Below are 26,224 nucleotides of genomic sequence, written 5' to 3'. Positions count from 1 at the left end.
GCTCACTCCTACAATGGTTTTTGGCGCTATGAAGGTTTGTATTACAGGCCGATAACGTCTTCCGCCTGCAAGCCCTTCTCGCCGCTGATCACGGCGTATTCAACCTGCTGGCCCTCGGTCAGCGACCGGTGCCCTTCGCCGCGAATCGCGCGGTAGTGTACAAACACGTCCGCCCCGTCTTCGCGCTGAATGAAGCCGTAGCCCTTGGCGTCGTTGAACCACTTCACATTGCCGGTTTCGCGTGTTGCCATCTGTTCGTACTCCTTTTTTATTATTGAATGGGCTTTTCGCAGGAAAGCCTCAGCGGAACGTCAGCCTGCGTCCGACGTCCATCGAAGGGCACCGGCAACAGAGCGCCGAGTATATGACAGGTGGAAAAAGTCTCAACAGGAGATTACTTCGGTGCTTTTTTGCCGATTTTCACCCAATACGGCAAACTGTCGCCCACTTGAGCAACCGCTCGGTTTTATCCACTCACGCAGAAGCCGTATGACCCGTTCCCCGTTCCGCCGTCTTGTGTTTGGCACCCTGCGCCGACTGTTGTACCTCTGGGTTCGCTCGGAGACGATCAATCAGTCGTCGTTCACCCTCAACCTCGACCGCAGTCGTCCGGTGTTCTACGTCCTGCAAAACCCTTCGCTGACCGATCTGGCCGTGGTCGACACCGAGTGCACCAAGGCCGGCCTGCCGCGTCCGGTGCTGGCAGTGTCGGTGGGTGCGCTGATCGAGCCGGCAGCGTTTTTCTACCTGACCCCGGATCCGGACTGGCTCGGTCGTCAAGACAAACGCGGCGCGCCGCCGACCTTGACCCGACTGGTCAGCGCGCTGTCGCAGAACGCCGCCGAAGATGCGCAGATCATTCCGGTCAGCGTGTTCTGGGGCCAATCGCCGGACAGCGAAAACAGTCCGTGGAAGTTGTTGTTCGCCGACAGCTGGGCGGTCACGGGCCGTCTGCGGCGCTTGCTGAGCATCATTGTCCTGGGCCGCAAAACCCGCGTGCAATTCTCCGCACCGATCCACCTGCGCGAGCTGATCGATCACAACAAGGGCCATGAACGCACCGTGCGCATGGCCCAGCGGATTCTGCGTGTGCACTTCCGCAACCTGAAAGCGGCGGTGATCGGCCCAGATATTTCCCACCGGCGCAATCTGGTCAAAGGCTTGCTCAATCAGCCGCTGGTCAAGCAAGCGATCCTCGACGAAGCCGAGCGCGAAAACATCTCCCCGGAAAAAGCCAAGGCGCAGGCCCTGCGCTACGGCAACGAGATCGCCTCAGACTATACCTACACCGCGATCCGCTTCCTCGAAGTGGTACTGAGCTGGTTCTGGAACAAGATTTACGACGGCATCAAGGTCAACCACATCGAAGGCGTGCAAGAGGTCGCTCAGGGTCACGAAGTAATCTACGTGCCGTGCCACCGCAGCCACATCGACTATCTGCTGCTGTCGTATCTGCTGTTCCGCAACGGCCTGACTCCGCCGCACATCGCCGCCGGGATAAACCTCAACATGCCGGTGATCGGCAGCCTGCTGCGCCGTGGCGGCGCGTTTTTCATGCGCCGAACGTTCAAGGGCAACCCGCTGTACACCTCGGTGTTCAACGAATACCTGCACACGCTGTTTACCAAAGGTTTCCCGGTCGAATACTTCGTCGAAGGCGGCCGCTCGCGCACCGGGCGCATGCTGCAACCGAAAACCGGCATGCTCGCGATCACCCTGCGCAGCTTCCTGCGCTCGTCACGCATGCCGATCGTGTTTGTGCCGGTGTACATCGGCTATGAGCGCGTGCTTGAAGGTCGCACTTACCTCGGCGAACTGCGCGGGGCAAGCAAGAAGAAAGAATCGATTTTCGACATTTTCAAAGTCATCGGCGCGCTCAAGCAGCGTTTCGGTCAGGTCGCGGTGAACTTCGGTCAGCCGATCAAACTCGCCGATTTCCTCGACGCCGAGCAACCGGACTGGCGCCAGCAGGACCTCGGTCCGCAGTTCAAACCGGCGTGGCTCAACGAAACCACCCACCGCCTCGGTGAAAAAGTCGCTCAGCATCTCAACGAAGCCGCTGCGATCAACCCGGTCAATCTGGTAGCGCTGGCGTTGCTCTCGACCACGCGTCTGGCGCTGGATGATCGCGCCATGGCGCGGGTGCTGGATCTGTATCTGGCGCTGCTGCGCAAAGTCCCGTACTCGCCGCACACCACCCTGCCTGAAGGCGATGGCCGCGCGCTGATCGAGCATGTGAAGGACATGGACCTGCTCGCCGAGCAGAACGATGCGCTGGGCAAGATTCTTTATCTGGACGAACAGAATGCCGTCCTGATGACCTACTACCGCAACAACGTGTTGCACATCTTCGCCCTGCCATCGCTGCTGGCGAGCTTCTTCCAGAGCACCTCGCGCATGAGCCGCGAGCAGATCCTGCGCTACACCCGCGCGCTGTATCCGTACTTGCAATCGGAGCTGTTCATCCGCTGGACCCTGGATGAGCTCGACGGTGTAGTTGATCAATGGCTGGAAGCGTTTGTCGAGCAAGGCCTGCTGCGTTTCGAGAAGGACCTGTACCTGCGCCCGGCACCGAGCTCGCGACATTTCGTGCTGCTGACGCTGCTGTCAAAAAGCATCGCGCAGACTTTGCAGCGTTTCTACATGACCGTGTCCCTGCTGCTCAACAGCGGCCAGAACAGCATCAGCGCCGAAGAACTGGAAGACCTGTGCACGGTCATGGCCCAGCGTCTGTCCATCCTGCACGGCCTCAACGCTCCAGAATTTTTCGACAAGAGCCTGTTCCGCCACTTCATCCAGACGATGCTCGACCTCGACGTGCTGCGCCGCGACGAAGCCGGCAAGCTCAGCTACCACGAACTGCTCGGCGAACTGGCCGAAGGTGCGGCCAAGCGCGTGCTGCCGGCGGAGATTCGTTTGTCGATCCGCCAGGTGGCGCTGCATCGCAGTGAAGATGCGGCTGATCAGCTCCCCGCATTGCCGCAGGCCTGACGCAAATCCCTGTAGGAGCGAGCCTGCTCGCGAAAACGGTTGTTCAGTCACTGGAAATATTGACTGAACCACCGCTTTCGCGAGCAGGCTCGCTCCCACATTAAAAGGAAATTTACCCATGAAAAAACTGCTGACCATTGCCGCCGCCACGCTGCTCAGCGCCTGCCAATCCACCACCCCGGCCGGCAAAGCCAGCCTCGACGGCGAAGTGTTCTACCTGCAACGCATCGCCCTGCCGCCGAGCGCAACCTTAAGCGTCAGCCTGCAAGACGTGTCCTTGGCCGATGCGCCAGCCGTCGTCCTCGACCAACACAAAGGTCCTGTCAAAGGCCAGGTGCCGCTGCCGTTCCACTTGAGCTACGATCCGGCGCAGGTCAAACCCGGCCATCGCTATTCGGTCAGCGCGCGCATCGAGGTCAATGGTGAACTGATGTTCATCACCACCGAAAACCACGCCGTGCAACTCGACGGCAGCGACCCGCAGCCGCTGAAAATCCGCGTCGACGCCGTCCGCTAATTCATGTTCCGCCACAAGGAAGCCGCCATGCGCCGCCCTACCCTTCGCTTCGCCGCCATCTGCACCGGCCTGATGCTCTCTGCCAACGCCCTGGCTCTGTCGCTCAGCGACCTGTCGCAACAAGACGCCGCCGGCGGCCTCAAGGATGCCCTGACCCAAGGCGCACAAATCGCCGTCAAACAACTAGGCACCCCGGGCGGCTTCAGCAACAACCCTGAAGTGAAGATCGAATTGCCAGGCAAACTCGGTAAAGCCGCAAGCAAGATGAAAGCCTTCGGCATGGGCGCCCAGGTCGAAGAACTGGAAACCGCGATGAACAAAGCCGCGGAATCCGCCGTGACCCAGGCCCAGCCAATCCTCGTCGACGCGGTGAAGAAAATGAGCGTGGCCGACGCCAAAGGCATCCTCAGCGGCGGCAACGATTCGGCCACCCAATACCTCGACAAATCCAGCCGCGAACAGATCCGCGCCAAGTTCCTGCCGATCGTCAAACAAGCCACCGACAAGGTCGGCGTCGCGCAGAAATACAACTCGTTCGCCGGCCAGGCCGCGGCATTCGGCGTGGTCGACGCGAAGAGCGCCAACGTCGAAAACTACGTTACTGAACAGGCGCTCAATGGTTTGTTCGAGATGATCGGCAAGCAGGAAGAAACGTTGCGCCAGAATCCTGCAGCGGCGGCGACGAGTCTGGCGAAGAAGGTGTTTGGCACGCTTTAAGCGGTTACGGCGTGGGGGCGAAGCAACTCGCCTCCGTGCTTACATTTTTGTAGAGGGCTCCGTAAAAAATACACCCATTCCCGTCCCATCTTCCTTCGCTCGAAAACCTGCAATTCAATCAGTCCCTTTAACGCCGAAGCAGCCTCGGCATACGAACAGACAAAGTTTCCCGCCACATTGTTGGCAGTGAATTCTTTTGCAACTCCACTTTTTGCCACTTGATAAACCGCACGCTGTTTCTCTGTCAGTTGCTCGAAAAAGCCTGAACTGATGAGCCAGCGCTCGAAGTCTTCGGTATAGGCAACGGTTCTGCGGTAAACGTCTGTGAATCCAAGCACCGCACGCTGGATGACCGAGCACTGAAATTCGATGAAATAGGTCAGGTCCAGCTCATCCGCCTCGGTGTGTAAATAAGATCGTCCGTATTTCACCGGCGCGTTGCGCAATAGCAAACTGATCGCGATATAGCGAAAAGCTGCGAACTCGTTTTTGAACATCAACCAATAAAACAACGCCCTGGCGACCCGCCCGTTTCCATCACGAAAGGGATGTTCATAGCCCAAGGCAAAGTGCAGCGTGATTGCCTTGATCAGGGGATGCAGATAATTCTTCTCTAGTGTTGAGCCGTCGGACAGGTTGACCCAATTCGACAGTTTCTCCAGCCGCGCAACCAAACCCGCAGGAGGCGGCGGCCGATGCACGGTGTTGCCCGCGCCGTCCTGCACAACGACTTCATCATTGGCTCGGAAAACTCCGGGAGAATATTGCTCGTCATCGATCCCTTCGACACCGACCTGATGGATCGCGGCGATCAACGCCACGCTCAAGGGTTCGTGACGTTGTTCCCAGGCAAAATTCATCATCCGGTAATTACCCAGCACCATGCGCTCGTCGGGGGTGCGCGGCTGGCGCTGATGCTTGAGCATGTCCTTGGCCACCCGTGTGGTGGTGGCCGCGCCTTCCAACTGGCTACTGGCGATGGCTTCATCTTCGATCAGATCATTGAGCAGATAAGAAAAGTGCATCCGCTCACCGATCTGACTGGTCATGTAGTCCAGCGCAGCCGTACTGGTGTGACGATCCACGACAGACAGGGTTTTCTGCGCCAGCGGCGTCTGCACATATTTGCCCCATTGCAACGGCTCGCCCAACGGCAACAGATTAATGTACTGCGCCGCCCGCGCCTTTTTTACCAACGCCCAACAAAGATTCGCGTCCAACCCTGCAGCCCAGCGATAGCGCAGCGCCTCGAATGGCAGGTAACGGCCCTGATCATCCATTGGCTTTAGCAACGCAAGATAATCTGCCAAACGTTCCTTATGGGGAGAACGAGCCAACAGTTCGAAAACAGGGTCGGTCCTGCCGCTTGATTTCGGTGGCTTCTTCATCAGGGCAGACTCAAGGATCGCGGAAAACAGAAGCTGGAGTACAACATTCGACGCCCAGAGGCTCAAGATCGGAGGTTTCTGAAAAAGATGTAGGACGGTGGGAGCATGTCAGAGTAGTAATCGTCGGCTGCCCGGCCGCCTTCGCTTGCAGGCAAGCCCCCACAAAAACCGCGCCCACCATCGGGCCGAGTGCCAGCTCGCCTGCTTTTTATCTCGCTGCTGATCTTGGTCGCCGCCGCCATTGAAGGTTGAGGCTTGAAATCAGTCAAAAATCAAAAGCCCCTCACCCTAGCCCTCTCCCGGAGGGAGAGGGGACTGACCGTGGTGGATGCGAAAGTCACACCGACATGGAATACCGAGTCGAACATAAAACTTCGAAGCCAACTAAAATCGGCTCCCTCACCCTAGCCCTCTCCCGGAGGGAGAGGGGACTGACCGTGGTGGATGCGAAAGTTACACCGACATGGAATACCGAGTCGAACACACATTTTGAAAAGCACAAAGATCGGCTCCCTCTCCCTCGGGAGAGGGCTGGGCGGGCGGCGTTCCGATGAGGGGAAAATCCACCGCAAATCTCAAGCCATGCGCCGCTTCTCACCACTCATTACAATGAGCGCAAGCTCGAGTGCTTTTGATCTTGCGTGACCGGCGACGTCGGAAGGCTGAGCGCAGGGATTGATCCGGGCGTGGGAGCGCAGCGACCGTCTGGCGCAGCCAGACACAGCGGAAGGAGGTGCAGCGCAGCAAACCGTAGCCGCTGCGCCCGGATCGATCCCGGAGCGAAGGAACCCCGAGCCCGCGAGGGGCCGGACGCAGGAGCAAGCCTTTTCGGTTACCTTTTCGGCGTCTGGAAAAGGTGACTCGCCGTAAGGGCGAAACCGCCAGCCGCACCACCCAAAAAAACCGGATATTCACCCAAAACCCCAAGAGCCTGGTCGGCCCCAAGGCCGCCAAGACTCAAACCTCCCGACGAACCCTGAACCAGGCCGCATACAACGCCGGCAAAAACAGCAGCGTCAACGCCGTAGCCACAATCAACCCGCCCATGATCGCTACCGCCATCGGCCCGAAGAACACACTGCGCGACAACGGAATCATCGCCAGCACCGCCGCCAGCGCCGTCAGCACAATCGGCCGGAACCGCCGCACGGTCGCCTCGATAATCGCCTGCCATGGCTTGAGCCCGGAGGCGATATCCTGCTCGATCTGATCCACCAGAATCACCGAATTGCGCATGATCATCCCCGACAACGCAATTGTCCCCAGCATCGCCACAAAGCCGAACGGCTGGCGGAACACCATCAGAAACAACGTCACCCCGATCAACCCCAGTGGCGCCGTGAGAAACACCATCGCCGTGCGCGAAAAACTGCGTAACTGCAACATCAACAGCGTCAGCACCACCACGATGAACATCGGCACCCCGGCGTTCACCGAGGCCTGCCCGCGCTGGGAATCCTCCACCGTGCCACCGACATCCAGCAGGTAGCCATCCGGCAATTCGGCGCGAATCGAATCCAGCGTCGGCATGATCTGCTTGACCAGCGTTGCCGGCTGCTCCTTGCCATAAATATCCGCTCGCACGGTCACGTTCGGCAGGCGGTTGCGGTGCCAGATAATCCCTTCCTCGAAGCCATATTCCAGCGTGGCAATCTGCGACAGCGCGACACTGCGGCCGTTATCGGTCGGCACCGCCAGACTCGGCAGCAGCGTCAACTCGGTGCGCTCATGCACCGTGCCGCGCAGGAGGATTTCGATCAACTCGTTGTCTTCGCGGTACTGACTGACGCTCGACCCGGTCAACGAACTCTGCAGGAATTTCGCCAGATTCGCCGTGCTCACGCCCAGCGCCCGCGCGCGCTCCTGATCGATATTCAGGTAAACGACTTTGCTCGGCTCCTCCCAATCCAGGTGCACATTGACCACATGCGGATTTTCCCGAACCTTGGCCGCTACCTTGCGGGCAAGCGCGCGAACCTCTTCGATATGCTCGCCGGTCACGCGGAACTGCACCGGGTAGCCAACCGGCGGACCATTCTCCAGACGTGTGACCCGTGAGCGCAGCGTCGGGAATTGCTCGTTGAGGGTGTCAATCAACCACATACGCAGCGTCTCTCGCTCCTCGATGGTTTTCGCCAACACCACAAACTGCGCGAAGCTCGCTGCCGGCAGCTGCTGATCGAGCGGCAGATAAAAGCGCGGCGAACCGGTGCCGACATAAGCCACATAATTGTCGATACCCGCATGTTCCTTGAGCAGCGCTTCGAGGCGTTTGACCTCGCTGGTCGTGTTAGCCAACGACACGCCCTCGGCCAGTTTCAGATCAACCATCAGCTCCAGTCGATTGGAGGCCGGGAAGAACTGTTGCGGGACGAAGCGGAACAGCATCACCGAGGCGATGAACAGCCCGACGGTCAGCACGATCACGGTTTTGCGGTGCGCCACACACCATTCAACCAAGCGCCGGACCCGCTGATAGAACGGCGTGCCGTACGGGTCTGGCTGACCGTCGCCGGTGCCATGCTTGGCTGCGTGAATCTTCGCCAGATCCGGCAGGAGTTTTTCCCCCAGGTACGGCACGAACATCACCGCCGCGACCCACGACGCGAGCAGTGCAATAGTCACCACCTGGAAGATCGAACGGGTGTATTCGCCAGTGCCGGACTGTGCCGTGGCAATCGGCAGAAACCCGGCAGCGGTGATCAAGGTGCCGGTGAGCATCGGGAACGCGGTGCTGGTCCAGGCATAGCTCGCGGCGCGGATGCGATCGAAGCCCTGTTCCATTTTGATCGCCATCATTTCCACGGCGATGATCGCATCGTCGACCAGCAACCCCAACGCCAGCACCAGCGCACCGAGAGAAATCTTGTGCAAACCGATGCCCAGGTAATACATGCAGGCGAAGGTCATCGCCAACACCAGCGGGATGGTCAGCGCGACGACCATGCCGGTGCGTACGCCGAGGGAGAAAAAGCTCACCAGCAACACGATCGCCAGCGCTTCGACCAACACCTGGACGAACTCGCCGACGCCGGTTTTCACCGCTGCCGGTTGGTCGGACACCTTGCGCAGTTGCATGCCGGCCGGGAGGTTTTTCTGCAATCGCGAGAACTCGGTTTCCAGCGCTTTGCCGAGCACCAGAATGTCGCCACCGTCCTTCATCGCGACAGCCAGACCGATCGCATCGTCGCCCATGAACCGCATGCGCGGCGCCGGCGGATCGCTGAAACCGCGACGCACGTCAGCGATATCGGCGATGCGGAACGTACGATCAGCGACACGAATCGGAAAGTTCTTTATCTCATCGACTGTCTGAAAATTTCCCGAGACCCGTAGCTGCAAACGCTCGCTGCCGGTTTCGAAGAACCCCGCCGTGGAGACCGCGTTCTGCTCTTCCAGCGCTTGCTGCACCGCGGCCAGCGGCAAACCCAAGGTTGCCAGTTTGACGTTGGACAGCTCGACCCAGATTTTCTCGTCCTGCAGCCCGAGCAGTTCGACCTTGCCGACATCCTTGACTCGTTGCAGCTGGATCTGGATGCGATCGGCGTAATCCTTGAGCACGGCGTAATCGAAACCGTCCCCCGTCAGCGCATAGATATTGCCGAACGTGGTACCGAACTCGTCGTTGAAAAACGGCCCTTGAATGCCCGGCGGCAAGGTCTGGCGAATATCGCCGACTTTCTTGCGCAACTGATACCAGAGGTCGGGAATGTCCTTGGAGTGCATCGAATCACGGGCGATAAAAGTGACTTGCGATTCGCCGGGGCGGGAGAACGACATGATGCGTTCGTATTCTCCGGTTTCCATCAGCTTCTTTTCTATGCGCTCGGTGACCTGACGCGAGACTTCCTGCGCCGTCGCGCCGGGCCAGCGGGTCTGAATGACCATGGCCTTGAAGGTGAACGGCGGATCTTCGCTCTGGCCCAGTTTGGTGTAGGACAACGCGCCAACAACGGCGAGCAAAAGCATCAGGAACAGTACGATCTGGCGATTACGCAGCGCCCATTCGGAGAGGTTGAAGCGCATCGGGGCTTACTCCTTGTTCGCCAGATTGACCACGCGGTTGGAGCGATCCACCGGCCGCACCTGCTGACCTTCGAGCAGCACATGGACCCCGGCTGCCACCACCCAGTCGCTGGCGCTCAAGCCTTCGAGCACCGGTACGGTTTTTTCACCGAACGGGCCGACGCGCACCGGGGTTTTCTTCAAGGTATTGTTGGCGCTGACGACCCAGACGTAGGTCGCGCCGTTTTCGGCAGTGAGCGCCGACAGCGGCACCGACAAGGACACGCTGTCGGCAGATTGCACGAAGACCCGCGCGCTTTGGCCCAGCTCAGCCGGGACTTTGCCGCTGGCAAAGGAAATCCGTGCGGCAAAGGTGCGCGAGCGCGGATCGGCCGCTGGCGACAATTCGCGGATTTGCCCGGCGAAGCGCTGGTTCTGCTGGGTCCACAATTCGACGGTAACCGGCTGGCCGACCTTGAAGCGGCCGAAGCTTTGCTCCGGCAGGCTGATCAAGACTTCACGTTCACCGTCGGTGGCGAGGGTGAACACGGTTTGCCCGGCAGCGACCACTTGACCAACCTCCACCGAACGCTTGGCCACTACGCCATCCTGCGGCGCGCGCAGTACCGCGTAGCTGGCCTGGTTGGTGGAGACGTTGAATTCGGCTTTGATTTGTTTAAGGCGTGCTTCGCCGGAGCGGTATAGATTTTCGGCGTTGTCGTAGGCCGAGCGGCTGACCATCTGCCGCTCCATCAGGGTTTTGTAGCGATCCCGCTCGGCGCGCACCAGATTCAGATTGGCTTCGGCGGCAGCGACCTGGGCGCGCGTGGCTTCCAGTTGCAGGCGTACATCCTGCGGATCGAGTTCGGCCAAGGGCTGGTCCGCTTTCACGCGCTGGCCTTCATCGACCACTCGTCGGCTGACTTTGCCGCCAATACGAAACGCCAGGTCCGGCTCGTAACGCGCACGGACTTCACCGGGATAACTTTCCATCGCCTGCGCCGAAGGCTCTGGCTGCACCACCATGGCCGGTCGCACGGTGACTTGCGTCACCTCTTCCTGACCGCACGCCGACAACAGAAACGCCAGACTCGCTGGCAGTGCAAAGGACAACGCATGGCGGAACATGGTGACGGACCTTTCGCTAATGGTGCTTGGAATATTTATACTGGCCGGTATGGTATTAATAGCAAACTCACCAGTCCAGTATTAAAAGCGAAGAATGTCGAACAATCCTGCAGCTCCAAACGGCCCAGGCCGCCCCAAGGATCTGGCCAAGCGCCAAGCCATCCTCGACGCGGCGAAAATCCTCTTTCTTACGCACGGTTACGCCAACACCAGCATGGACGCGGTGGCCAGCGAGGCCGGCGTGTCAAAGCTGACGGTCTACAGCCATTTCAACGACAAGGAGACCTTGTTCTCTGCCGCGGTGGTGGCCAAATGCGAAGAACAATTACCGCCGCTGTTCTTCGAATTGCCGGAAGGCATTGCGGTGGAAAATGTGTTGCTGAACATTGCCCGAGGCTTTCATCAACTGATCAACAGTGAGGAATCGGTAAATCTGCACCGGCTGATCATGGCGCTGGGCAGTCAGGACCCGAACCTGTCGCTGATCTTTTTCCAGGCCGGCCCGGAGCGCGTGGTGAACGGCATGGAGGGGCTTCTGGCGAAAATCAACGAAACTGGCGCGCTGAGCATCGACCAACCACGCAACGCGGCCGAGCACTTCTTCTGCCTGATCAAGGGCGCGGGGAATTTTCGTTTGTTGTATGGCTGCGGTGAGCCGCTGACTGGCGACGCGGCGGAGAGCCATGTGCGCGAGGTGGTGGGGTTGTTTATGCGAGCCTATCGGAGATAGGCAGCTGCAAGCTTCTAGCTTCTAGCTACAAGCGACGGCGCAGACTCTCGCTTTGGCTTGCAGCTTGTAGCTTGCCACTCGAAGCTGCTGTTAAGGTTTTAGCGCTTTTTTCGGGTAAATGTCATACCGGCTCGACTTGCCATCCAGCGCATGGCTAGGCTTCGGCCCGTCAATGCAAGGCGCTTTGCGCGGGCGCTTGACCACGACCCGGTGCGTGGCCAACGCCAGCGCGGCTTCGAGCAAGGCTGGTGCATCCGGGTCATCGCCGACCAGGGGCCGGAACAGGCGCATTTCCTTTTTCACCAGCGCGGTTTTCTCACGGTGCGGAAACATCGGGTCGAGATAGATCACCTGCGGCGGCTCGCCTTCCCAATGGCGCATGACCTCGATGGAATTGCCCTTGAGCAGCTTCATCCGCGCCACGATCGGCGCTACGTCGAAATCCTCCGCCGCCCGCGCCAGACCGTCTTCCAGCAGCGCGCCAATCAACGGCTGGCGCTCGATCAGGCTCATTTCACAGCCGAGGCTGGCGAGGACGAACGCATCCTTGCCCAGCCCCGCCGTGGCATCCAGCACGCGCGGGCGCACGCCTTGGGCGATACCGACCGCTTTGGCGATCATCTGCCCGCTACCGCCGCCGTACAAACGCCGATGCGCCGCGCCGCCCTCGACAAAGTCGACCCGCACCGGCCCCGGTGCGTCCGGGCCGAGCTGTTGCAGCTGCAATCCCTGCTCGCCGACCTGCAAGGCGAACTCGCCGTCAGCCTCGGCGAGCGGCAGGCCCAGACGTTCGGCCCATTGCTCGGCTTGCGCTTGAAACGTCGCGGCGAGGGCCTGGACATGGATGCGGCAGGCCGCGGGTGACTCGATCATGAAAAAACGCTCAAAAAAGTTAAGGATCGACAAAAGCCGCCGATAAACCATTCAACGCGCATTTTGCCAGAGCTGAGCGTCAACCGAAAAAAATGTCAGGCATTCTTCCCACATCGATTGGCTACATTTCGCCCCATGGCGATTTCAGCCGTCATAACACTCAAGCACTGAGCGGCGTCAGTCACCTGTGGCAGGATTTCTTTGCCCAGGCGCTGGCTGAACAGTCGAGTGAAGTGGTGCCAGCCTGCGGCACGTTCCCACCGGTTGACCTGAACAGCCCGCAAGAACCAACCATCGGCAGCGAACTGCACGCGCACATCGTCAGCCAGCGCGAGTGCGATGTGGTCGAAACCCAAGTGCGTCCGCCGGAGCCGTTGTTCCTGCCGATCGCCGAGTTCGAGATGGAATTGCTCGACAAGCCGTTCCCACCGTTCCCGCCGGAGGAACTCAAAGCCCAGCAGGAACTGCAGGATTTCGACAGCAGCTGGGTCCGCCCGATCGTTATCAATAATGGTCAGCCAATGCCAGAACCTGGTCCGGCACCACAGAAGAAGCCGCTGTACCTGCCAATCGCCGAGTTCGACCTTGATCTGCTGCAAAAACCGTATCCGCCGTTCCCGCCGGAAGAAATTGTCGAGCAGCAAAAAGCTCTGGACTTCGATAACGGCTGGGCACGCCCGATCGTTCTGCAGAACCTGCGCCTCGCCGCGTAAACCTCAGCGACACACGCTCCAGCGCCCGACATCGACATGAAAGTGATTGCGATGGGCTGCGTTGTAATCCGGGCTCAAGACCACACTGAACGCCTCGCAGGCGCCGTCACGCACGTGACGCAGGAAGCGTGCGTCCTGATTGTCCTTGGGCCAATCCTTGAGCACGCTGATGCTGCGCCCGTCAGCCAGACGAAAACCGGCGATATCCAGCGCATCGGCGCTGGCGTGACGGCTAAGCGCCCCGCTCTCGCGGTTATAGACATTGCGGCAGGCGAAGCTGCCAAGGTGATCGAGGCGCGCGACCTTCTGCCCGTAAACGGCCTGCGCGGCCGGTTGCAGGGAATGATGTTCGAACATCGCGTAAGCCACCGCCAACGGGCAACTGGCGAGGAAACTGCTGCTCAGCGCGGCCTGACCACCTTGTACGCGCAATGCGCCAATCAACGGGCACTTGGCGCCAGGACTGTCAGATTGCGGTGAAACGCGCAGATCCGAACTGCTCAGGGCCTGGGCACAAAGTGCCGGATCACTGCGCAGGCGCATCAGCTTGTAACCGGTGAGCCAATTGGGCGGGGCTTTGATATCCAGCGGCGCCCACGGATCCCACTGCGCCGGCACGTCCACCCAACCGCGCCAGACACTGACCGCAGCCCCGCCCAGCGCCAACAGGATCAACCAGAAAATCCAGCGCCCCATGCTCAGCCTTTGAACAATTGATTGGCCTTGGCGTACGGCATCGACTGCGATGTGAAGCCAAAGCTGCCCGACTGCTGGATTTCTTCAGCGGCGCGGAAAAACTCGCCAAACGCCGCCAGCGCCAAGGCCGAACCGGTGCTGACGCGCCGCACGCCCATGTCCTGCAACTGCTGCACCGTCAGTTGCAAACCGCCAGACATCAACACATTCACCGGTTTCGGCGCCACGGCACGGACCACCGCCAGCACTTCTTCGGCAGTGCGCAAGCCCGGTGCGTACAACACGTCGGCGCCCGCTTCGGCGAAGGCCTGCAAACGGCGGATGGTGTCGTTGATATCGGGATTGCCGTGCAGGTAGTTTTCCGCACGGGCGGTCAGAACGAAGGGAAACGCTAGCGTGCGCACCGCCGCGACAGCGGCCTCAATGCGCGCCACGGCGTGCTCGAAACAGTAGATCGGCGCATCAGGGTGGCCAGTGGCATCTTCGATCGAACCACCCACAGCACCCGCCTCGGCGGCGCGTAACAGGCTCTGGGCGCAGTCGGCCGGGTCATCGGCAAAACCGTTTTCCAGATCCACGGCCACCGGCAGATCCGTTGCCGCGACAATGGCGCGAACATTGGCCAGGGTCTCATCCAGGCTCAACGCACCATCGGCCTTGCCTTGCGAAAACGCATAACCGGCACTGGTGGTCGCCAAGGCTTGATAGCCGAGGCTGGCGAGCATTTTCGCTGAGCCGGCGTCCCACGGATTGGGAATGACGAAAATCCCCGATTGTTCGTGCAGGGCTTTGAAGGCAAGGGCTTTACGGGCTTGTTCGTTGCGGGCTGAAGCGTCCATCGGCAGGCTCCGGGCGGGAAAATACAGACGCCTCAGAGCAGGCCAAGTTGCTCGGCGGCGGGTTCTCTGTATAGCTCAGGCAGCGCTGGCAGGCCAGGCAAACGCTGCATCAATTGCGTATGAAAACGTTGCGCCAGCTTCGCCGCGAGCAGATTGTCAGCGGTGTGCAGGAAGATATAGGGCGTGCGCCCTTCTTCGATCCACTCGGCGATCTTGCTCACCCACGGCAGCAGAAACGGGTCGTTGGCTTCAAGCTCAGGGTGACCGATGAAGCGCACCTGCGGGAACTGGGTAAACGCCGCCGGACGCGTCGGCACTCGCGGCTTTTTCGATTGTGCGTGGATGACCGAAGACTTGGTCGACAGGCAACTGAACAGCGCGCGCGGATCGAGGCAGATGCGCTCGACACCACGATCCAGCAGCAGACGGTTGAGCAAGCGCTCACTCTCGCCCTTGGCGAAAAACTGCTCGTTGCGCACTTCGACCGCCAACGGACAGTCCAGCGCATCGATGAAAGCCGCCAGTTCCGGCAGCCGCTGCGGGGTGAAGCCTTTCGACAGTTGCAACCACAACGGCGACACCCGTTTGCCGAGCGGCTTGAGTAATTGCAGGAAGGTTTCGGCGGGGGTCAATTGATCGCGCAAGTCACCGCTGTGGCTGATGTCGCCGGGGAATTTGGCGGTGAAGCGAAAGTGTTCGGGCATGATCTCGGCCCAACGCTGCACGGTGGCGGGCGACGGGCTGGCGTAGAAGGTGGTATTGCCTTCGACGGCGTTGAACACTTGGGAATAGAGGCCGAGAAAGTCGGAGGTTTTTGCGTCTACCGGATACAGATACTCGCGCCAGGCGTTTTCGCTCCAGGACGGGCATCCAAGGTAGTAAGGCAGATCCATCAGATATACAGATCGAGGCCCAGCACGTCGGCATCCCAATCGACAAAACCGGCGGTGCTCAGGTAGCTGGCCAGGGCCATCGCTACGCTTTTGCTCATGGCGCGGTGGTAGATCATGTCTTGCTGACGGGCGGGCAGATTGCTCAGACGTTGCGCAGTGGCTTTGGCGGCAGCACGGGCAGCCAGTTGTTCTTCAGTCGGAAACTCCAGCTCGCCGTCAATATCGTCGAGGGATTCATCCACCGTCACAGGGCCTTTGCGAGGCTTGCGCTTGATGGGATAGGACTGAGAGGAAACGCCGTCTATACGCATAATTTCATGCTCGGTATCAATGATGGCAATTTAGCGGCACCTGACCGACTTAGCAAACTGCCGAGTGATAACTAGAACACATAAAGCGCAAAAGGTTTTAAACGAGGGGAAAAAACTGACGATTGGCGATATTTGCGTGTGACTTATTTCACTTTGCTCGCGAGTGCGCCGCATCAGACAAATTTCCTTATCTGAACCACCGCTTCGCGAGCAGGCTCGCTCCCACAGGGGAAAGCGGTGATTTAGCGGGCTTTGGGAGTGGCGACTTTGTCGCGCAGGTAGACCGGTTGTGCGTCATCCGCCGGGATCGACTCGCCGCGTTCCCAGGCAAAACGCGCCAGGGTCAGCAGGTCTTCGGCGTGGGGCAGCATGCCGGCATCGGCGCCGGTCAGGTTGACCGCAATGCGCTCGCCGTAGCCCCAACCAGTGCCGGCACCGAACCACTCGCCACTGGCGTCGGCCGGCAGCGCTGCGACTTCCGGTGGCAGCACGGCTTCGGCGCCGGCCAGACGCATTTCACCTGCCGTCTCGCGGTAGCAGCCCCAATAGACTTCGTCCATGCGCGCATCGATGGCCGCTGCGACCTGGCTCACGCCGTGTTCGCGCAACGCACGTTGCGCCAGCACCGCGAGATTGGATACCGGCAACACCGGACGATCCAGCGCAAACGCCAGCCCCTGCACCACGCCGATGGCAATCCGCACACCGGTGAATGCACCCGGCCCACGGCCGAACGCAATGGCGTCGACCGCTTGCAGCGTAGTGCCGGCATCAGCCAGCAATTGCTGGATCATCGGCAGCAATTTTTGCGCGTGCAGACGCGGGATCACCTCGTAATGGCTCGTGACCTTGCCGTCGTGCAGCAAGGCAACGGAGCAAGCTTCAGTCGCGGTGTCCAGGGCCAGCAAGGTACTCATCGATGTTTCCAGAACAGGGGTGGGGAAAAAGGTGCGTCAGTATAAACAACTACGGCCCGCAAACGGGCCGTGGATGATGCAGCGGTTCAGACTTTTCAGCTCAGCGCCGCGAGGACCTTGGCGGTGATTGCATCGACCGAACCGACGCCCGGAATGTGGCTGTACTTCGGCTTGCCGCCATTCTTCGCGGAGAGGTTCTGATAGAACTCCACCAGCGGCTTGGTCTGCGAGTGGTAGACCGACAGGCGATGACGCACGGTTTCTTCGGTATCGTCCTTGCGCTGCACCAGCTCTTCGCCGGTGATGTCGTCTTTGCCGGCCAGTTTCGGCGGGTTGTAGACGATGTGGTAAACGCGGCCGCTGGCCTCGTGAACACGGCGACCGGCGATGCGCTGGACGATCTCTTCGTCTTCAACGGCGATTTCGACCACGGCGTCCAGCTCGACACCGGCAGTCACCAGCGCTTCAGCCTGCGGAATGGTGCGCGGGAAGCCGTCGAACAGAAAACCGTTGGCGCAGTCAGGCTGGGCAATGCGGTCCTTGACCAGAGCGATGATCAGGTCATCCGACACCAGGCCGCCGGCATCCATGATGCTCTTGGCTTGAACGCCCAGTGGTGTGCCGGCCTTGACCGCTGCGCGCAGCATGTCGCCGGTGGAAATTTGTGGAATGCCGAATTTCTCGGTGATGAACTTAGCCTGAGTACCTTTACCGGCCCCGGGAGCTCCCAGCAGAATGACGCGCATTAGATGTGCTCCTCAATTTTTTTATAAAAAGCTTTTACAAAACAAAGGATTCGCCGCTTGGGACGAATCCTGAAAAATACGGGTCGTGGCCGCACAAACGGCCAAAGGCTGATCAAGATACACAGCAGGCTGCGCCCACACAAGACGCCAAAAGTCGGAGAAACCGACGCCCGCCGCGACCTTGCGACGCGGTGAGCCAAGTCGCAACCCCATCGTTAACTGTCGCCTGGCGGCACTTTCCCCGCTCACGCACAGCGGCATCCGGCAGCGATTGCTCGATGCCGCATGCCCCGTTGCAAACGTTAGCCGGTATTTCGCAAACCGGCGGCGATCCCCGCCACAGACACCAGCAGCGCCTGTTCCACCGGGCTGCCCTGCTCGACTTCCTGCTGCCGCGAGCGCGCCAGCAATTCGGCCTGCAATAGATGCAGCGGGTCGAGATAGGTGTTGCGCAGACGGATGAATTCGAGGGTGTCAGGGCTGTGCGCGAGCAGCTGCGACTGACCGGTCAGGCCGAGCACCACGGTGCACGCCTGCGACAATAGGTCGCGTAACTGCGCGCCCAGCGGCAGCAGTTCCGGCTCGACCAGACGCTCATCGTAGGACAGCGCGATATCGGCGTCTGCCTTGGCCAGCACCATCTCCAGCATGTCGATGCGCGTGCGAAAGAACGGCCACTGCTCGCGCATCTGCCCGAGCAGCTGGCCTTCGCCGCGTTCCAGCGCCTTGCTCAGCGCCGACTCCCAGCCGAGCCACGCCGGCAGCATCAGTCGGGTTTGCGTCCAGCCGAAGATCCACGGGATCGCCCGCAGGCTCTCGATACCGCCCGCGCGGCGCTTGGCCGGACGACTGCCGAGCGGCAGGCGCCCCAATTCCTGCTCCGGAGTGGACTGGCGGAAGTATTCGACGAATTGCGGGTTCTCGCGCACCACCTGGCGGTAAGCGCTGACACCGTCCGCCGCCAGTTCGTCCATCAGGTGCCGCCACTCGGGCGTCGGCGGCGGCGGTGGCAGCAACGTCGCTTCGAGCACCGCCGCCAGATACAGATTGAGGTTCTGCTCGGCGATGTCCGGCAGACCGAATTTGAAACGAATCATTTCTCCCTGCTCGGTGGTGCGGAACCGCCCCCCTACCGAGCCCGGTGGCTGCGACAGAATCGCCGCGTGTGCCGGGCCGCCGCCACGGCCGACGGTGCCGCCGCGACCATGGAACAACAGCAGTTCGACTTGCTGCTCACGGCAGATTTCCACCAGACGCTCCTGCGCGCGGTATTGCGCCCAGGCCGCCGCGGTGGTGCCGGCATCCTTGGCCGAGTCGGAGTAACCGATCATCACTTCCTGCGGGCCCTGCAGGCGCGCGCGATAACCCGGCAGCAGCAACAGCCGCTCCATCACCGGCCCGGCGTTGTCGAGGTCGGCGAGGGTTTCGAACAGCGGCACCACGCGCATCGGCCGCAGCACGCCGGATTCCTTGAGCAGCAGTTGCACGGCGAGCACATCGGATGCCGCGCCGGCCATGGAGATCACGTAAGAGCCGAGCGACGCAGCCGGGGCGGCGGCGATTTCCTTGCAGGTATTCAGCACTTCAGCGGTGTCGGCCGACGGTTTGAAATGCGCCGGGAGCAACGGGCGGCGGTTGCTCAATTCCTGAGTGAGAAATTTGATCCGCTGTTCTTCGTCCCAGTCCTCGTAACGCCCGAGGCCGAGGTAATCGGTGATTTCGGTCATCGCCGAGCTGTGCCGCGCAGAATCCTGACGCACATCCAGACGCACCAGGAACAGCCCGAAAGTCACCGCCCGACGCAGGCAATCGAGCAACGGCCCGTCGGCGATCACGCCCATCCCGCATTCATGCAGCGAGTTGAAACACAGCTCCAGCGGCCCGAGCAGGTCGCGATTGTTGTGCAGCACTTCGGCAGGCGCAGGCGTCGGCGCGGTCAGCGCGGCGTGAGCCCAATTACGTGTCGCACGCAGACGTTCACGCAATTGCTTGAGCACCGCACGATACGGTTCGGCGCTGTCGCCGGCCTGCGCCTTGAGCGCGTCACTGGCCTGCTGCATCGACAGTTCGGCGGCGAGGTGGTCGACGTCGCGAAGGTACAGGTCGGCAGCCATCCAGCGCGCCAGCAATAACACTTCGCGCGTCACAGCGGCGGTGACGTTGGGGTTGCCGTCACGGTCACCACCCATCCACGAGGCGAAGCGTATCGGCGCGGCCTCCAGCGGCAGGCGCAGACCTGTGGCTTCGTGCAACGCCTTGTCGGCCTTGCGCATATGGTTGGGAATCGCCTGCCACAGTGAATGTTCGATCACCGCAAAGCCCCATTTGGCTTCATCGACTGGCGTCGGCCGTGTGCGGCGGATTTCTTCGGTGTGCCAGGCTTCGGCAATCAATCGTTGCAGGGTGGTGTGGATCTGTTCGCGCTCGGCGCTGGTCAGGTCGCGATGGTCCTGCGCGGCAAGCTGCGCGGCGATCGCGTCGTACTTCTGGATCAAGGTGCGGCGGGCCACTTCGGTCGGGTGCGCGGTCAGCACCAGTTCGATTTCCAGCCGCGCCAGTTGCCGGGCCAGGGACTCGGCGCTGTGGCCTTCGCTGCGCAAACGCGCCAGCAGTTCAGGCAATACGCGGGATTCGAACGGCGCCGGCTGCGACTCTTCGCGCCGATGAATCAACTGATACTGCTCGGCAATGTTCGCCAGGTTGAGAAACTGGTTGAACGCGCGCGCCACCGGGAGCAATTCGTCTTCGCTCAGCTGATTGAGGCTGGCGCTCAGTTCGGCGTCCATCGAACCGCGCCGGTCAGCCTTGGCGCCCTTGCGGATCTGCTCGATTTTGGCGAGGAACGGCTCGCCGTACTGATCTCGAATGGTGTTGCCCAACAGCTCTCCGAGCAGGTGAACATCTTCGCGCAAGCGTGCATCAATATCGGTCATCAGCAGTTCTCCAACGGTAATCGGGACGGCGCAGAAACGAGTGCTTTGCCCGAGAGAGTGCCGCTCTGCGGCGCTTCTTACAAGCAGCCGACGAAGGGACTTTAAACCTTGAGCGGCAAAGCTAGTCTCAACAGTAAGCCGCACGACGGCTTGCCGCCGGCCCTGGCGGACACTCACCCAGACCTGCCATGAGCAGGTGCGAAATGAGGTCATCATGAAAATCCGTGAACTTGCCCAGCATTGGGAAGAAAACGCCAAAGGTCGCCTGACCGACACTGGCTACACGATTCATCTGGACGTGGAATCTGCCGCAAGGCTGGCGGCGATTGCCGAGATGTACCCCAAACGCCATCCCGAAGAATTGCTCGGCGAACTGATCGGCGCGGCGCTTGAAGAGTTCGAGGCGAGTCTGCCGTATGTGAAAGGTTCGACGGTGGTCGCGACCGATGAGGAAGGTGATCCGCTGTACGAAGACGTCGGGCCGACGCCGCGTTTTCTTGCGCTGTCGAGACGCCATTTGCATGATCTGGCTTCAGCCGAAAACAAACAGAATCACTGACCCAACACAGCCCAAAATGTAAGAGTGAGCCTGCTCGCGATAGCGGCGTATTTGTCGACACATCCAGCGGCTGATACGCCGCTAATTTGTCGATGCATCCAGCGGCTGATACACCGCCATCGCGAGCAGGCTCACTCCTACAATGGGCCCTGTACACCCTTGATATCCGTGTCCATTACACCCCGCGCGTACCGCTTCAAACCGCCAAAGTTCCCGTGCCAGAGCCTTGTCCAAACGGTCAATTTAATTTTTGGCGATAGGCCATCTTTTCTGAACTTTTCAAAAATGCCGCCGGTCGGAACAGGTAACCACGCCTGGAACGAGCGTTTCAATTCGCGTCAACAAGCGATGCTTTCGGCTCCTCTGCCAGGATGGATTCAGTTGTACTTTCAGGAGATGCCTAATGGAGTTGAAGACCATGAAAACCCAATCCACGTTTTCCCACCTGCGCGGTCTGAAACTGGCCGCTCTGGCCATCGGCACCAGCTTCGTTCTGGCCGGTTGCGCCGGTAATCCACCGACCGAGCAGTACGCCGTGACCCAATCGGCCGTCAACAGCGCGGTCAGCGCCGGCGGTACCGAGTTCGCTGCGGTGGAAATGAAGCAAGCGCAGGACAAGCTCAAACAAGCCGAAATCGCCATGCACGACAAGAAGTATGACGAAGCCCGTCGCCTGTCCGAACAGGCTGAGTGGGACGCTCGCGTCGCTGAACGCAAGGCTCAGGCTGCCAAGGCTGAACAGGCTGTGAAGGATTCCCAGAAAGGTGTTCAGGAACTGCGTCAGGAAAGTCAGCGCACCGTGCAGTAAGCGCGCATCCCGATTGCAAAGCTGAAACTCTTACCGATAGAAAGGACGACAAATTATGCGTAAGCAACTGATGATTCCCGCTCTTCTGGCCGCAAGCGTTGCGTTGGCTGCCTGCTCTACCCCGCCTAACCCGAACCTGGAACAGGCGCGCACCAACTACGCCGGCCTGCAGGCCAACCCGCAGGCAAGCAAAGTCGCCGCCCTGGAAACCAAAGACGCCAGTGATTACCTGGACAAGGCCGACAAGGCCTATCTGGATAAAGAAGACGCGGCCAAGGTTGACCAACTGGCCTACCTGACCAACCAGCGCGTGGAAGTGGCGAAGCAAACCATCGCTCTGCGCACCGCTGAGAACAACCTGAAGAACGCCGCCGCGCAGCGTGCCCAGGCCCGTCTGGATGCTCGAGACCAGCAGATCAAACAGCTTCAGGACAGCCTTAACGCCAAGCAGACCGATCGCGGCACGCTGGTGACGTTCGGTGACGTGCTGTTCGCCACCAACAAGGCTGACCTGAAATCCAGCGGTCTGGTGAACATCAACAAACTGGCGCAATTCCTTCAGGAAAACCCGGATCGCAAAGTGATCGTCGAGGGTTACACCGACAGCACCGGCACCGCCAGCTACAACCAGTCGCTGTCCGAGCGCCGCGCGACTTCGGTACAAATGGCCTTGATCAAAATGGGCGTCGATCCATCGCGTATCGTTGCTCAGGGTTATGGCAAGGAATACCCGGTCGCGGATAACGGCAGCGTCTCGGGCCGTGCGATGAACCGTCGGGTCGAAGTGACCATTTCCAACGACAACCAGCCGGTTGCACCGCGTTCTTCGGTGAGTTCGAACTAAGGTTCGCGCTGGAACGCAAAAGCCCCGCTTGATTCGGTTCAGGCGGGGCTTTTTTGTGCGGGCTGAGATCGCGGCCCCTCATCGGAACGCCGCCCGCCCAGCCCTCTCCCGAGGGAGAGGGAGCCGATTTGTGTCGCTTTCAAAACTTGTGTTCAGCGCAATGGATCAGGTCGACGTAGCTTAAACAAACACCTCGGTCAGCCCCTCTCCCTCCGGGAGAGGGTTAGGGTGAGGGCTGGGCCTGCAGAATCACTCCTGCAGCTTCTGCGGCGTCTCTTCACCCATGCACCGCACAGCCTTTTTCTGCCCATTGACCAACACTCCGGTCAGGCCTTTCTGCTCGGTATCAAACAACACCAGCACCCCGTCGATGCACTGCGCCACCTGCGGCGCCGGAGTCAGCGATAATTTGTAGTCCTCACCGGCCACGGTCTTGAGCATGGTGAACTCGTTGAGCAGCAGCGCATCCTCGGGTTTGGCGAAGTGCAGGTAGCCGTAGTACCACAGTGCCCCGACGGTGCCGAGGATGCTGCAGATACCGGTGATGATCAGCGGGATGGCGTTACGTTCTTCAGTCATTGCGGGTTCTCATCTTCAGAATTCGGGGGCGCTGGATAGTTGGGGATTTCGCCGAGGCGGCGCAGGCCGTTGAAATGCTCGGGGTCGTCGAGATAACGCAGCATCACCTGCTGCCACACCGGATCGCCGAAGGTTTGCACATGGCCGCCGCGCGTCAGTTGCAGCACCCGCGGTGGCGGCGCCGCTTGATACAGTCGAATTCCGTTGACCATCGGCACCAGCGGATCGTCGATGCTGTGGAAGATCAGTTTCGGCACACCGGTGAGTTGCGCCATCGACTTGATCGCGCTGTCCCCGTCCGGCACCAGCCACGACAGCGGCACCTGCAACGGCCAGGTCAGCCACGACGTGCTCAGCGCATACTGGCCGACGCTGCGGTAACTGGCAGGCACGCCGTCGAGCACCAGAGCCTTGAGCTGTTTCTGCCGCTCGGGATGCTGCACCAACCAATGCACCGCCATCGCGCCGCCGAGGCTTTGCCCGAGCAGCACCAGCGGTTTGCCTTTGACTTCAGCGGCCTGGTCCAGCCAGGCGAACGCGGCGTCGATGTCCTGATAGATCGCCGGCAAGCTCGGCTTGCCTTCGGACAAGCCGTACCCGCGATAGTCCACCAGCAGCACTTGATAGCCGTTTTTCGGCAGCCACCAGCTGCCCCCCAGATGCATTGGCAGGTTGCCGCCGTTGCCGTGCAGGTGCAGGACCGTGCCTTTAACCTCCACGCCGGGCTTGGCCGGCAGCCACCAGGCGTTGAGCTTCAAGCCATCGGCAGTGACCAGCGTGACGGTGCGGTAGTCGAGTTTGGCTTTTTCCGGGGTGAAGACCTGGCCCGGTTCGGGGTAGAACAGCAGCGAACTGCAGCCGCCCAGGGTCAGAAGCAGGCAAAAGATGCCGAGGATTCTCATCCGTTGAAACCTCGCGAAAAAATTGGGTTGAAACACAATCAAAACTGTAGGAGTGAGCCTGCTCGCGATAGCGGTGTGTCAGTCGCTATGTGTGTTGATTGATACACCGCTATCGCGAGCAGGCTCACTCCCACAGGGGTGTTGTGTAGGGGTCAGAGGATATTGGAGTAATCCGCTTCGATCCGGTCCAGGCTCAAGTGGTTGAGGAAGTTGGAGAAGCACATCCACGCCGACAACGCATTCAGATCGCGGAACTGATCCGGCAGATACTTCGGCGGCACCACCAGCCCCTCATCCACCAGTTGGCGCAGGGTACGCATGTCTTCCAGCGTGGTCTTGCCGCAGAACAACAGCGGAATCTGCTCGAGCTTGCCCTTGCGCACGGCCAACTGAATGTAGTTGTAAACCATGATGAAGCCCTTGAGGTAGGACAAGTCTTTGGTGAATGGCAGACCGGTCGGTGTCGAACCGCGGAAAACCCGACTGGCGTTGCCATAGCTCTCCGCCATTTCAAAGCCCTGCTCGCGGAAGAACTCGAACACCTGCAAAAAGTCCGCGCCCTCCTCGACCATGTGAATCGCGCGGGTGCGGTTGGTCAGTTTGCGCAGGCGACTCGGGTAGGAGGCGAACGTGATGATTTCCATCAGGATTGCCAGACCTTCCTGGGTCACGGTCGACGACGGCGGACCTTTCGACAGAAACGTGCAGATCGGCTGATTCAAACCATTGAGCGTCGTGCCGACATGCACCAGCCCTTCATGAACCTCCAGTGCGCGAACGTCACGGTTGTTGAACATCGCGTCGGTGCGGATCTTGATGTAGTCGGCGCCGGCCGCCGCATCGGCGACAATGCCGTCGGACTCGAACACCCGAATGGTTTCCTCGGCCTCGCCGAACACCTTGTTCAAACGGGTTTGCAGCAAGTGCACGGCGTCCTTGGCGGTGAGGATTTTCGGTTCGTCCTTCAGATCGCCGCGGCCATCGATGTTGTTCAGGTAATCGGACATCATCAGGCCAAGGTCAGCCAGGGTCGGGTCACCGGCATGGAAGGCATCGGACGCGGCGCCGTACAGTTCTTGCGAGATCAGGCCGAAATCCTCGGTACCGCGCGCTTCGAGCATGCGCACGACCATGCGGTATTCCTTGCACATGCGCCGCATGATCTGCCCGACCGGGTTGAACTGGCCGAGCTGGCGGGTGATGTCGCGCTCGATGTTCTGGAACTCCAGTTTGACCTGGCTCGAATCGAACGACAGTGGCCGATTGAGGTAGTAGTCGCGATCGATGGCGGGCATTTCCTTGCCCTTGGCCTTGAGAAAACCCTTGCGCACGTTCTCGTCCCACTTGACCGCATCGAGCACGCGGATCGGCGTTTGCGCCAGCACAATGCGATCGGACAACATGCGTATCGTCTGCTGGTAATCGTCCACCCGAAACTCCTGTAAAAAACCTGACGTGTGAATTATTGGGCGCTGGCCTGGCGCTGATAGCGCGCGGCTTCAACGAAGACATCGGAATTGGCCGGATCATCAAGGTAAGCGAAGACCTCGTCGAGGTTGCTGTCGACGTGCACGCCGTCGCCATCGTCGGTCTGGAAGGCCTGACCGTTCAGGGCGTGCTGTTTGATCGCTTGATTGATCTGCTCGAGGTCGAGGTTGTAGATCACCAGTTCGCGCTTGTCGGTGATTTCGAACCCGGCAATGGTGAAGTGGCCGCCGAAACGCGCCGGTACTTTCGCCGACAGATACCAACGATTGCCATGCCGTGACACGGTAAACGGATAGGCTTCGCGTTCGCGCGGTTTGGCCTTGAACCAGGTAACGGCCTGGTAGCGGTCATTGCCGACGCGAGTCAGCTCAAGGTTCATCGGCTCACCCCAGGCATTGGTGCTCGACCACTTGCCGAGCAAGCCCTTGGGCGCCGGGTCGCTGGCCGCCAGCGGCTCCTTGAACGTCACCAGACAGCCACTGAGCAGCAGCAACGACAGGGCCAGCAGCACGCCACGCCAGGACTTCATTCGAGACTCCTTATGAACACAAGCGGCGTTCATTGTGATCGCTTTCCCCTGTAGGAGTGAGCCTGCTCGCGATGACGGTGTGTCAGCCAACGAAAATGCAGGATGTGAGACAGCCATC

General features: G+C 60.3%; 24 protein-coding genes. 8 read left to right on the top strand and 16 right to left on the bottom strand.

Features of this window, described 5'->3' with window-relative positions; all coding sequences use genetic code 11:
• Nucleotides 1-41: 41 nt before the first annotated feature.
• The gene (locus BLU52_RS03955; RefSeq protein WP_090281986.1) at nucleotides 42-251 is read right to left on the bottom strand and encodes a cold shock domain-containing protein; all 210 of its coding nucleotides are present in this window, start codon (nucleotides 249-251) and stop codon (nucleotides 42-44) included.
• Nucleotides 252-489: 238 nt separating this feature from the next.
• Here BLU52_RS03955 and plsB point away from each other — a divergent pair, with 238 nt between their 5' ends.
• The 3 genes from plsB to BLU52_RS03940 all read left to right on the top strand — a co-directional run bounded on the left by plsB (nucleotide 490) and on the right by BLU52_RS03940 (nucleotide 4,225).
• Entirely contained in the window at nucleotides 490-2,991 is a 2,502-nt protein-coding gene (gene plsB, locus BLU52_RS03950) for a glycerol-3-phosphate 1-O-acyltransferase PlsB (protein WP_090281985.1), read from the top strand.
• A 118-nt stretch (nucleotides 2,992-3,109) separates the two neighbouring features.
• Nucleotides 3,110-3,508, top strand: coding sequence for a YbaY family lipoprotein (locus tag BLU52_RS03945; protein ID WP_090281984.1), 399 nt, complete (start codon nucleotides 3,110-3,112; stop codon nucleotides 3,506-3,508).
• 27 nt (nucleotides 3,509-3,535) lie between these two features.
• Nucleotides 3,536-4,225, top strand: a complete 690-nt coding sequence (locus tag BLU52_RS03940) for a DUF4197 domain-containing protein (RefSeq protein ID WP_090281983.1) — start codon at nucleotides 3,536-3,538, stop codon at nucleotides 4,223-4,225.
• On the opposite strand, the gene BLU52_RS03935 is transcribed toward BLU52_RS03940, so the two are convergent.
• The 3 genes from BLU52_RS03935 to BLU52_RS03925 all read right to left on the bottom strand — a co-directional run bounded on the left by BLU52_RS03935 (nucleotide 4,222) and on the right by BLU52_RS03925 (nucleotide 10,746).
• Nucleotides 4,222-5,613, bottom strand: coding sequence for a Fic family protein (locus BLU52_RS03935; RefSeq protein WP_090281982.1), 1,392 nt, complete (start codon nucleotides 5,611-5,613; stop codon nucleotides 4,222-4,224). The genes BLU52_RS03940 and BLU52_RS03935 overlap by 4 nt on opposite strands.
• A 957-nt stretch (nucleotides 5,614-6,570) precedes the next feature.
• Nucleotides 6,571-9,639 (bottom strand): efflux RND transporter permease subunit, encoded by a 3,069-nt coding sequence (locus tag BLU52_RS03930; protein WP_090281981.1) that lies wholly within the window; start codon nucleotides 9,637-9,639, stop codon nucleotides 6,571-6,573.
• 6 nt (nucleotides 9,640-9,645) lie between these two features.
• Complete coding sequence (locus BLU52_RS03925; RefSeq protein ID WP_090281980.1) at nucleotides 9,646-10,746, bottom strand: efflux RND transporter periplasmic adaptor subunit; 1,101 nt, start codon at nucleotides 10,744-10,746, stop codon at nucleotides 9,646-9,648.
• A gap of 94 nt (nucleotides 10,747-10,840) precedes the next feature.
• Here BLU52_RS03925 and BLU52_RS03920 point away from each other — a divergent pair, with 94 nt between their 5' ends.
• A complete protein-coding gene (locus BLU52_RS03920) occupies nucleotides 10,841-11,476 on the top strand; it encodes a TetR/AcrR family transcriptional regulator (RefSeq protein WP_090281979.1) in 636 nt (211 codons plus the stop codon).
• Nucleotides 11,477-11,566: 90 nt separating this feature from the next.
• Here BLU52_RS03920 and BLU52_RS03915 read toward each other — a convergent pair whose 3' ends face one another.
• The gene (locus BLU52_RS03915) at nucleotides 11,567-12,349 is read right to left on the bottom strand and encodes a class I SAM-dependent methyltransferase (RefSeq protein ID WP_090288435.1); all 783 of its coding nucleotides are present in this window, start codon (nucleotides 12,347-12,349) and stop codon (nucleotides 11,567-11,569) included.
• A gap of 92 nt (nucleotides 12,350-12,441) precedes the next feature.
• On the opposite strand from BLU52_RS03915, the gene BLU52_RS03910 reads away from it, so the two are divergent.
• Nucleotides 12,442-13,062, top strand: coding sequence for an energy transducer TonB (locus BLU52_RS03910; protein WP_090281978.1), 621 nt, complete (start codon nucleotides 12,442-12,444; stop codon nucleotides 13,060-13,062).
• A 3-nt stretch (nucleotides 13,063-13,065) separates the two neighbouring features.
• On the opposite strand, the gene BLU52_RS03905 is transcribed toward BLU52_RS03910, so the two are convergent.
• The 7 genes from BLU52_RS03905 to ppc all read right to left on the bottom strand — a co-directional run bounded on the left by BLU52_RS03905 (nucleotide 13,066) and on the right by ppc (nucleotide 20,397).
• On the bottom strand, nucleotides 13,066-13,758 hold the full coding sequence (locus BLU52_RS03905; RefSeq protein ID WP_090281977.1) for an extensin-like domain-containing protein: 693 nt from the start codon (nucleotides 13,756-13,758) through the stop codon (nucleotides 13,066-13,068).
• Between the two features lie 2 nt (nucleotides 13,759-13,760).
• Nucleotides 13,761-14,597 (bottom strand): isocitrate lyase/PEP mutase family protein, encoded by an 837-nt coding sequence (locus BLU52_RS03900; RefSeq protein ID WP_090281976.1) that lies wholly within the window; start codon nucleotides 14,595-14,597, stop codon nucleotides 13,761-13,763.
• 32 nt (nucleotides 14,598-14,629) lie between these two features.
• Nucleotides 14,630-15,490 carry a DUF72 domain-containing protein gene (locus tag BLU52_RS03895; RefSeq protein ID WP_090281975.1) on the bottom strand — a complete coding sequence of 287 codons (861 nt, stop codon included), beginning with the start codon at nucleotides 15,488-15,490 and terminating at the stop codon, nucleotides 14,630-14,632.
• Nucleotides 15,490-15,801 carry a hypothetical protein gene (locus BLU52_RS03890; protein ID WP_090281974.1) on the bottom strand — a complete coding sequence of 104 codons (312 nt, stop codon included), beginning with the start codon at nucleotides 15,799-15,801 and terminating at the stop codon, nucleotides 15,490-15,492. Before BLU52_RS03890 ends, BLU52_RS03895 begins: the two co-directional genes overlap by 1 nt.
• 242 nt (nucleotides 15,802-16,043) lie before the next feature.
• Entirely contained in the window at nucleotides 16,044-16,718 is a 675-nt protein-coding gene (gene tsaB, locus BLU52_RS03885) for a tRNA (adenosine(37)-N6)-threonylcarbamoyltransferase complex dimerization subunit type 1 TsaB (RefSeq protein WP_090281973.1), read from the bottom strand.
• Between the two features lie 95 nt (nucleotides 16,719-16,813).
• On the bottom strand, nucleotides 16,814-17,464 hold the full coding sequence (gene adk / locus BLU52_RS03880; protein WP_039762420.1) for an adenylate kinase: 651 nt from the start codon (nucleotides 17,462-17,464) through the stop codon (nucleotides 16,814-16,816).
• A 302-nt stretch (nucleotides 17,465-17,766) separates the two neighbouring features.
• Nucleotides 17,767-20,397 carry a phosphoenolpyruvate carboxylase gene (ppc, locus tag BLU52_RS03875; RefSeq protein ID WP_090281972.1) on the bottom strand — a complete coding sequence of 877 codons (2,631 nt, stop codon included), beginning with the start codon at nucleotides 20,395-20,397 and terminating at the stop codon, nucleotides 17,767-17,769.
• A gap of 214 nt (nucleotides 20,398-20,611) precedes the next feature.
• On the opposite strand from ppc, the gene BLU52_RS03870 reads away from it, so the two are divergent.
• The 3 genes from BLU52_RS03870 to BLU52_RS03860 all read left to right on the top strand — a co-directional run bounded on the left by BLU52_RS03870 (nucleotide 20,612) and on the right by BLU52_RS03860 (nucleotide 22,608).
• Nucleotides 20,612-20,956, top strand: a complete 345-nt coding sequence (locus BLU52_RS03870; protein ID WP_090281971.1) for a pilin assembly protein — start codon at nucleotides 20,612-20,614, stop codon at nucleotides 20,954-20,956.
• 403 nt (nucleotides 20,957-21,359) lie between these two features.
• On the top strand, nucleotides 21,360-21,764 hold the full coding sequence (locus tag BLU52_RS03865) for a DUF4398 domain-containing protein (protein WP_090281970.1): 405 nt from the start codon (nucleotides 21,360-21,362) through the stop codon (nucleotides 21,762-21,764).
• Nucleotides 21,765-21,819: 55 nt separating this feature from the next.
• Nucleotides 21,820-22,608, top strand: coding sequence for an OmpA family protein (locus tag BLU52_RS03860; protein WP_024011746.1), 789 nt, complete (start codon nucleotides 21,820-21,822; stop codon nucleotides 22,606-22,608).
• A gap of 249 nt (nucleotides 22,609-22,857) precedes the next feature.
• On the opposite strand, the gene BLU52_RS03855 is transcribed toward BLU52_RS03860, so the two are convergent.
• The 4 genes from BLU52_RS03855 to BLU52_RS03840 form a co-directional block, all read right to left on the bottom strand.
• On the bottom strand, nucleotides 22,858-23,187 hold the full coding sequence (locus tag BLU52_RS03855; RefSeq protein WP_090281969.1) for a hypothetical protein: 330 nt from the start codon (nucleotides 23,185-23,187) through the stop codon (nucleotides 22,858-22,860).
• Nucleotides 23,184-24,089 (bottom strand): alpha/beta hydrolase, encoded by a 906-nt coding sequence (locus BLU52_RS03850; RefSeq protein WP_090281968.1) that lies wholly within the window; start codon nucleotides 24,087-24,089, stop codon nucleotides 23,184-23,186. The genes BLU52_RS03855 and BLU52_RS03850 overlap by 4 nt, the downstream gene beginning before the upstream one ends.
• Before the next feature lie 152 nt (nucleotides 24,090-24,241).
• Nucleotides 24,242-25,492, bottom strand: a complete 1,251-nt coding sequence (locus tag BLU52_RS03845; RefSeq protein WP_172833349.1) for a flavohemoglobin expression-modulating QEGLA motif protein — start codon at nucleotides 25,490-25,492, stop codon at nucleotides 24,242-24,244.
• 59 nt (nucleotides 25,493-25,551) lie between these two features.
• Nucleotides 25,552-26,106, bottom strand: coding sequence for a hypothetical protein (locus tag BLU52_RS03840; RefSeq protein ID WP_090281966.1), 555 nt, complete (start codon nucleotides 26,104-26,106; stop codon nucleotides 25,552-25,554).
• Nucleotides 26,107-26,224 lie beyond the last annotated feature (118 nt).

Source organism: Pseudomonas granadensis (assembly GCF_900105485.1).
In the GTDB taxonomy this organism is placed as follows: Bacteria; Pseudomonadota; Gammaproteobacteria; order Pseudomonadales; family Pseudomonadaceae; genus Aquipseudomonas; species Aquipseudomonas granadensis.
The sequence above is the reverse complement of the archived record's forward strand: the minus strand, read 5'-3'. Positions and strand labels throughout refer to the sequence as shown.

Excerpts from the sequence above, each read along its gene's own strand:
- BLU52_RS03955 (WP_090281986.1), bottom strand. The coding sequence starts at position 251 with ATGGCAACACGCGAAACCGGCAATGTGAAGTGGTTCAACGACGCCAAG.
- plsB (WP_090281985.1), top strand. The coding sequence starts at position 490 with ATGACCCGTTCCCCGTTCCGCCGTCTTGTGTTTGGCACCCTGCGCCGA.
- BLU52_RS03945 (WP_090281984.1), top strand. The coding sequence starts at position 3,110 with ATGAAAAAACTGCTGACCATTGCCGCCGCCACGCTGCTCAGCGCCTGC.
- BLU52_RS03940 (WP_090281983.1), top strand. The coding sequence starts at position 3,536 with ATGCGCCGCCCTACCCTTCGCTTCGCCGCCATCTGCACCGGCCTGATG.
- BLU52_RS03935 (WP_090281982.1), bottom strand. The coding sequence starts at position 5,613 with ATGAAGAAGCCACCGAAATCAAGCGGCAGGACCGACCCTGTTTTCGAA.
- BLU52_RS03930 (WP_090281981.1), bottom strand. The coding sequence starts at position 9,639 with ATGCGCTTCAACCTCTCCGAATGGGCGCTGCGTAATCGCCAGATCGTA.
- BLU52_RS03925 (WP_090281980.1), bottom strand. The coding sequence starts at position 10,746 with ATGTTCCGCCATGCGTTGTCCTTTGCACTGCCAGCGAGTCTGGCGTTT.
- BLU52_RS03920 (WP_090281979.1), top strand. The coding sequence starts at position 10,841 with ATGTCGAACAATCCTGCAGCTCCAAACGGCCCAGGCCGCCCCAAGGAT.
- BLU52_RS03915 (WP_090288435.1), bottom strand. The coding sequence starts at position 12,349 with ATGATCGAGTCACCCGCGGCCTGCCGCATCCATGTCCAGGCCCTCGCC.
- BLU52_RS03910 (WP_090281978.1), top strand. The coding sequence starts at position 12,442 with ATGTCAGGCATTCTTCCCACATCGATTGGCTACATTTCGCCCCATGGC.
- BLU52_RS03905 (WP_090281977.1), bottom strand. The coding sequence starts at position 13,758 with ATGGGGCGCTGGATTTTCTGGTTGATCCTGTTGGCGCTGGGCGGGGCT.
- BLU52_RS03900 (WP_090281976.1), bottom strand. The coding sequence starts at position 14,597 with ATGGACGCTTCAGCCCGCAACGAACAAGCCCGTAAAGCCCTTGCCTTC.
- BLU52_RS03895 (WP_090281975.1), bottom strand. The coding sequence starts at position 15,490 with ATGGATCTGCCTTACTACCTTGGATGCCCGTCCTGGAGCGAAAACGCC.
- BLU52_RS03890 (WP_090281974.1), bottom strand. The coding sequence starts at position 15,801 with ATGCGTATAGACGGCGTTTCCTCTCAGTCCTATCCCATCAAGCGCAAG.
- tsaB (WP_090281973.1), bottom strand. The coding sequence starts at position 16,718 with ATGAGTACCTTGCTGGCCCTGGACACCGCGACTGAAGCTTGCTCCGTT.
- adk (WP_039762420.1), bottom strand. The coding sequence starts at position 17,464 with ATGCGCGTCATTCTGCTGGGAGCTCCCGGGGCCGGTAAAGGTACTCAG.
- ppc (WP_090281972.1), bottom strand. The coding sequence starts at position 20,397 with ATGACCGATATTGATGCACGCTTGCGCGAAGATGTTCACCTGCTCGGA.
- BLU52_RS03870 (WP_090281971.1), top strand. The coding sequence starts at position 20,612 with ATGAAAATCCGTGAACTTGCCCAGCATTGGGAAGAAAACGCCAAAGGT.
- BLU52_RS03865 (WP_090281970.1), top strand. The coding sequence starts at position 21,360 with ATGGAGTTGAAGACCATGAAAACCCAATCCACGTTTTCCCACCTGCGC.
- BLU52_RS03860 (WP_024011746.1), top strand. The coding sequence starts at position 21,820 with ATGCGTAAGCAACTGATGATTCCCGCTCTTCTGGCCGCAAGCGTTGCG.
- BLU52_RS03855 (WP_090281969.1), bottom strand. The coding sequence starts at position 23,187 with ATGACTGAAGAACGTAACGCCATCCCGCTGATCATCACCGGTATCTGC.
- BLU52_RS03850 (WP_090281968.1), bottom strand. The coding sequence starts at position 24,089 with ATGAGAATCCTCGGCATCTTTTGCCTGCTTCTGACCCTGGGCGGCTGC.
- BLU52_RS03845 (WP_172833349.1), bottom strand. The coding sequence starts at position 25,492 with ATGTTGTCCGATCGCATTGTGCTGGCGCAAACGCCGATCCGCGTGCTC.
- BLU52_RS03840 (WP_090281966.1), bottom strand. The coding sequence starts at position 26,106 with ATGAAGTCCTGGCGTGGCGTGCTGCTGGCCCTGTCGTTGCTGCTGCTC.